This is a genomic window from Intestinibacter sp. (genome assembly GCF_022780145.1).
In the GTDB taxonomy this organism is placed as follows: Bacteria; Bacillota; Clostridia; order Peptostreptococcales; family Peptostreptococcaceae; genus Intestinibacter.
Window position 1 is genome coordinate 1 of the sequence record NZ_JALEXO010000051.1, and the last position, 4,770, is coordinate 4,770.

At 33.4% G+C, this 4,770-nt stretch carries 5 protein-coding genes; all 5 read left to right on the plus strand.

What is annotated here, in order from left to right; translation table 11 throughout:
* Window positions 1–833, plus strand: an 833-nt coding sequence (locus MR593_RS01865) for a Coenzyme F420 hydrogenase/dehydrogenase, beta subunit C-terminal domain (RefSeq protein WP_290686388.1), incomplete at its 5' end; no start/stop codon positions are given.
* Window positions 834–835: 2 nt separating this feature from the next.
* Window positions 836–2,359: a lipopolysaccharide biosynthesis protein gene (locus MR593_RS01870; RefSeq protein WP_290686390.1), complete on the plus strand. Its 1,524-nt coding sequence runs from the start codon at window positions 836–838 to the stop codon at window positions 2,357–2,359.
* A gap of 10 nt (window positions 2,360–2,369) precedes the next feature.
* Window positions 2,370–3,290, plus strand: coding sequence for an alpha/beta hydrolase (locus MR593_RS01875; RefSeq protein WP_290686392.1), 921 nt, complete (start codon window positions 2,370–2,372; stop codon window positions 3,288–3,290).
* Window positions 3,291–3,320: 30 nt separating this feature from the next.
* Window positions 3,321–4,319: an acyltransferase family protein gene (locus MR593_RS01880; protein WP_290686394.1), complete on the plus strand. Its 999-nt coding sequence runs from the start codon at window positions 3,321–3,323 to the stop codon at window positions 4,317–4,319.
* A 19-nt stretch (window positions 4,320–4,338) separates the two neighbouring features.
* A partial coding sequence (locus tag MR593_RS01885; RefSeq protein ID WP_290686396.1) for a glycosyltransferase occupies window positions 4,339–4,770 on the plus strand: 432 nt, incomplete at its 3' end.

Genomic DNA, 4,770 nt, shown 5'->3' on the forward strand with positions numbered 1-4,770 from the left:
GATGTGGATTTGATGAAAAATTAGATGCAGTGCATATGAGGATCGATAGCTATAAGGATATAAAATCTTTGCAGGGCTCTAAATACGTTCAAAGCGATATGGGTGATTGCTTTAAAATGGCGAAGAAGGATTTAGATGATGGAAAATACGTCTTGTTTTCAGGTACTCCCTGCCAAACTGCTGGATTTAGAAGCTATGTAGGCGATTACATATACGATGATAGACTAATAGTTTGTGATTTAGTATGTAATAGCATCCCAACGCCTAAGGTGTATCAGGATTATAGAAAATTTATCGAAAATAAATACGAATCAAAGATAATCAGATTTAATTTCAGAGATAAATCACGCGGATGGAATACACATATAGAGAGCTGCGAGCTTGAAAATGGAGAAAAAATATTCTCAAAGTTCTACACAGAGCTCTATTATATGAAGACAATAACTAGACCTAGCTGTACAGTTTGTAAATTTACAAATACAAAAAGACCATCTGATATTACGCTAGGTGATTTCTGGGGAGTCGATAAGGTAGTCGAGAATTTCGACGACAATAAAGGTGTATCGACTGTCATGCTAAATACAGAAAAAGGCGTAAATTTATTTGATGAGATAAAAAACAACCTGTATTTTGAAGAGGTATCATTAGACGATATCACAGCTATGCAGCCTAGACTTAAGAAAAATAATGCTGATTTATCCGCTCAGACTGATAAGTTCTGGAGAGATTATCAAAAATACGGCTTTGAATATGTATTAAAAAAATATACTGGATACGGCGGGTACAGAACAAAAATAAAAAGAAAAATATTGAAAAGATTGGGAAGATGGTAGATATGTCTAGAACGAAAACTTTTTTGCAAAATTCTATAACTACAGCTGTGTATCAGGCTATCGTGATGATTTCGGGATTTATAGTGCCTAGGATAATGCTTGTGTACTATGGATCAGAAATCAATGGATTGATATCTTCTATAAATCAATTTATAACTTATTTTAACTTAGTCGAGGCTGGACTATCTGGGGCGACTGTGTATTCGCTGTACAAGCCACTTGCGGAGAATGATCATAAGGGAATAAGCGCTATAGTTGTAGCTGCTAAAAATTTTTATATCAAAAGCGGGTATTTCTTTGTAGGGCTGGTTTTGGCGCTTTCTTTGATATATCCTCTATTTATTCATCTAGATGAGTTGTCACCGATATCGATTTCTATATTGATTATAGCTTTAGGGGCTAAGGGATTTTTGGAGTTCTTCACCTTAGCTAAATATAGAACATTGCTGACTGCCGCACAGAAGACTTATGTTATTTCAATAGCATCGTCAGTATATGTCGTTTTGAATACAATTATAATATTTGTTTTGTCTATGCTAAAATGCAATATATTGATGGTATACATATTGGCTATTGTAGCGCTTTACGCTAGATCTCTTATTTTGATAATATACGCTAGAAAAAATTTTAGCTATATAGATTACAATGAAGAGCCTAACAACAGTGCATTAGATAAGAGATGGGATGCGTTGTTTTTGCAGGTATTGCAATCAGTACATGTAGGCGCTCCGACTGTTTTAGCTACTATACTTACTAATTTAAAAATGGTCAGTGTGTACTCCGTTTTTAATATGGTCATGGTGGGGATAAATGGTATATTGAGTATATTTGTCAGCGGTCTGTCCGCCACATTTGGAGATATAATAGTCAGAAATGAGGTGGATACGCTTCAGAAATCCTACAGAGAATTTGAATGTGTTTATTATATGATTATCACGTTTGTATATTCTGTTACGATGATTATGCTACAGCCATTTGTAAGTGTTTATACTACAGGGGTCAAGGACGCTAATTATTATCAGCCGTTGATAGCATTTTTATTTGTATTAAATGGATTTTTGCATAATTTAAAAACTCCACAGGGGATGCTCGTCATATCTGCTGGTCATTACAAAGAAACAAAATGGCAGACTATCACTCAAGCCTTAATCGCTATAGTATTTGGGTTTATATTTGGAAAATACTTGGGATTAGTCGGTATTTTGGTCGGTATGTGTCTATCTAATCTTTATAGAGATATAGATTTGATGTTTTATATACCTAAAAATGTAACTCATCTATCTTATAAAAGCACATTGATCAGGATAATTAGAAAGATTGTAGATTTTATGATTATAGTATTTCCATTTTATTATATAAAGCTAGATATATCCAACTATTTAAATTGGGTATTTTATGCAGTTCTCACTAGTGTATATGCTTTGGCTGTAATTTTGGTGGAAGGACTGATTTTTGAGAGAAATAGTATAAAGAGTATTTTTAATAGACTTTTATCAATGGTTAAAAGACAAAAAAATGTGAATTAGGAGGTGCAGTATGTTAAAGCGTATTTTAGTTTTATCTATATCGATGATTTTATTGCTTACAGGATGTAATAAGAAACCAGAGACCTCTAAAATATTTCAATTATTAGATCAGCCTACGGAGCAAGCTGATTATTATAGAGATGTAGTATATAAAAAGGGAGCGAATAATAAAAAGATAGATTTTAATTTAGCTATTCCAAAGGATGCCTCAGAGGATAATAAGAAGCCTCTAGTGGTGTTTTTGCATTCTGGGACATGGGTTGCAGGAGATAAGGATGATTTTAACGATATAATCTACACGCTGAGCTATCATGGATATGCAGCTGCAACTATCGATTATGGATTAGTACCAGATGAGAATATGATGGGTCAGGTCGATAATGCTATCGATTCAATCGAATATATTGTAAAAAATTACTCGGATAAGGGTATCGACAAGGATAAGGTCGTTATAATGGGCGCATCGGCAGGAGGTCATATCGCTATATTAGCTGCTCAGAAGATATGCGACGACAAGAAGAGCTACGATTTTAATTTATCGTATTTAGTAGATATGTTTGGACCTAGCGACTTGAGATATTACGACGACATCGATGAAGAGAAGCAACAGCAAATAGTCGATTTAAGCAAAAGCATAGAATATTTTAAGAATAATCCAGAGTATTTATTAGGCAATAAAAACGCTTACTATGAAGAGGAATTGTCAAAGGTAAATCCAATCGAGGTAGTAGATAAAAATTTAGTTAAGACATTAGTTATAAGCGGCAACAAGGACAAATATGTTCCGATAGAAATATCTAAAAGCTTTTATAATAAATTAAAAAAATTAGGTGTAGATGCGCAATTTATAGAAGTAGATGGAGTAGGGCACGACCCTTTAAACGAAGAAATTTGGAAAGAGATATATGATGTGTTAAAAGGTAAGTTGTAGTTTAAAAAAATATAAAATTGAGGAATGATTATGAAACAGAGGAATTTAAAATATGATTTTATAAAGTCGATTGCGATTTTAGGTGTTATTTTAGGGCATAGTTTATCGCTTGTGTTGACTAGAAGGGCAGAGATGCAGCTTTTGGCGGATTATTTGACTGTCGTATTTAGAGTGGTAGTGCCGGCGTTTTTATTTGTGTCTGGGATACTCCACAAGAAGGGCCTAAACTTCGGGCAAATATTGATGAGGATAAAGAGAATATTGTCTCCATATGTATTTTTTGCGATTGTTATGACGATTATCTATATCGCTTTAGGAGATAAGACGTTTTTATCTAAATATATATTTAGATTTATAAGCTGTGAGGTACACCCTGTATATTACTATGTATTTGTAATGATAGAATGTTTGTTTATCGCATTTGTGTGTGAAAAAATATGGGGCTATAGAGAAATGCTTATACCGCTGTATTTGGTGGTTTTGATTTACTCTATAATCAGCGCCAATTTTTCCAAAGAAATATTGTGTGCGTTGAACATTTCAAATAATATGGTGGATTTTATTACTTATAGAAATCCGTTTTTATGGATGCATTATTATTTACTAGGGATGATATTTAAAGAGTACAATTTGGAGAGATTTATAGTTTCAAATAAGTATGTTGTCAGAATTTTATATGTATGTCTTGTATTGACATATATGGTATTTAGATATTTCAATATCGGGGATTTAGATGGACTAAATTCTGTTATAACTATGATTGTATGTCTATCTGGAATAATGATGCTACTTACAATCGATGTCAGCTCTGAGAAATGGATGTATTTGAGCTCTAAGAGCTATACTATATATTTGGCTCATGTTCCATTTTACTATTTTGTATCGCTACTATGGGATAAATACACTGGATTTAGCATACCTGTAATGGTCGTTTCTAATATAGTGATACTAGGTGGAGGAGCTATGCTCGTTTGTATATTAGGTAAAAAGCTATTGAAGAATAAATCGTATTATTTTATAGGCTCTTAGAAGAAAGGATAAGTAAAAAGTGAAGGTTTTATTAGTAAATAAATTTCATTATAAAAAGGGCGGCTCTGAGACTTATTATTTTACAATAGGTGAGGCTCTTAAAGTTCTTGGGCACGAGGTTGTGTATTTTGCGATGAAGGACGATAAAAATATACCTTGTGAGCAGGAGGAGTTTTTTATAGATAATGTCGACTACAACGGAGATGTGGGCGCTATTGAGAAGGTAAAATCGGCGCTAAGTATAGTCTATAAGAAGGAATCTAAGGAGAAGATAACCGAGCTTATAAAGAAGGAAAAGCCCGATTTGGCGATATTGAATTTAGTTCATAGACAGATTACGTTATCGATAGTAGATGCGCTGAAGGAGTTTGATATTCCTATATTTTTTACTATGCACGATCTAATCTGTGTATGTCCAAATTACACTATGCTGTCTAGTGATGGAATTTGC

What these genes read in the sequence shown, in the direction of transcription:
- MR593_RS01875 (WP_290686392.1), top strand. Translation starts at nt 2,370, where the DNA reads ATGTTAAAGCGTATTTTAGTTTTATCTATATCGATGATTTTATTGCTT.
- MR593_RS01870 (WP_290686390.1), top strand. Translation starts at nt 836, where the DNA reads ATGTCTAGAACGAAAACTTTTTTGCAAAATTCTATAACTACAGCTGTG.
- MR593_RS01880 (WP_290686394.1), top strand. Translation starts at nt 3,321, where the DNA reads ATGAAACAGAGGAATTTAAAATATGATTTTATAAAGTCGATTGCGATT.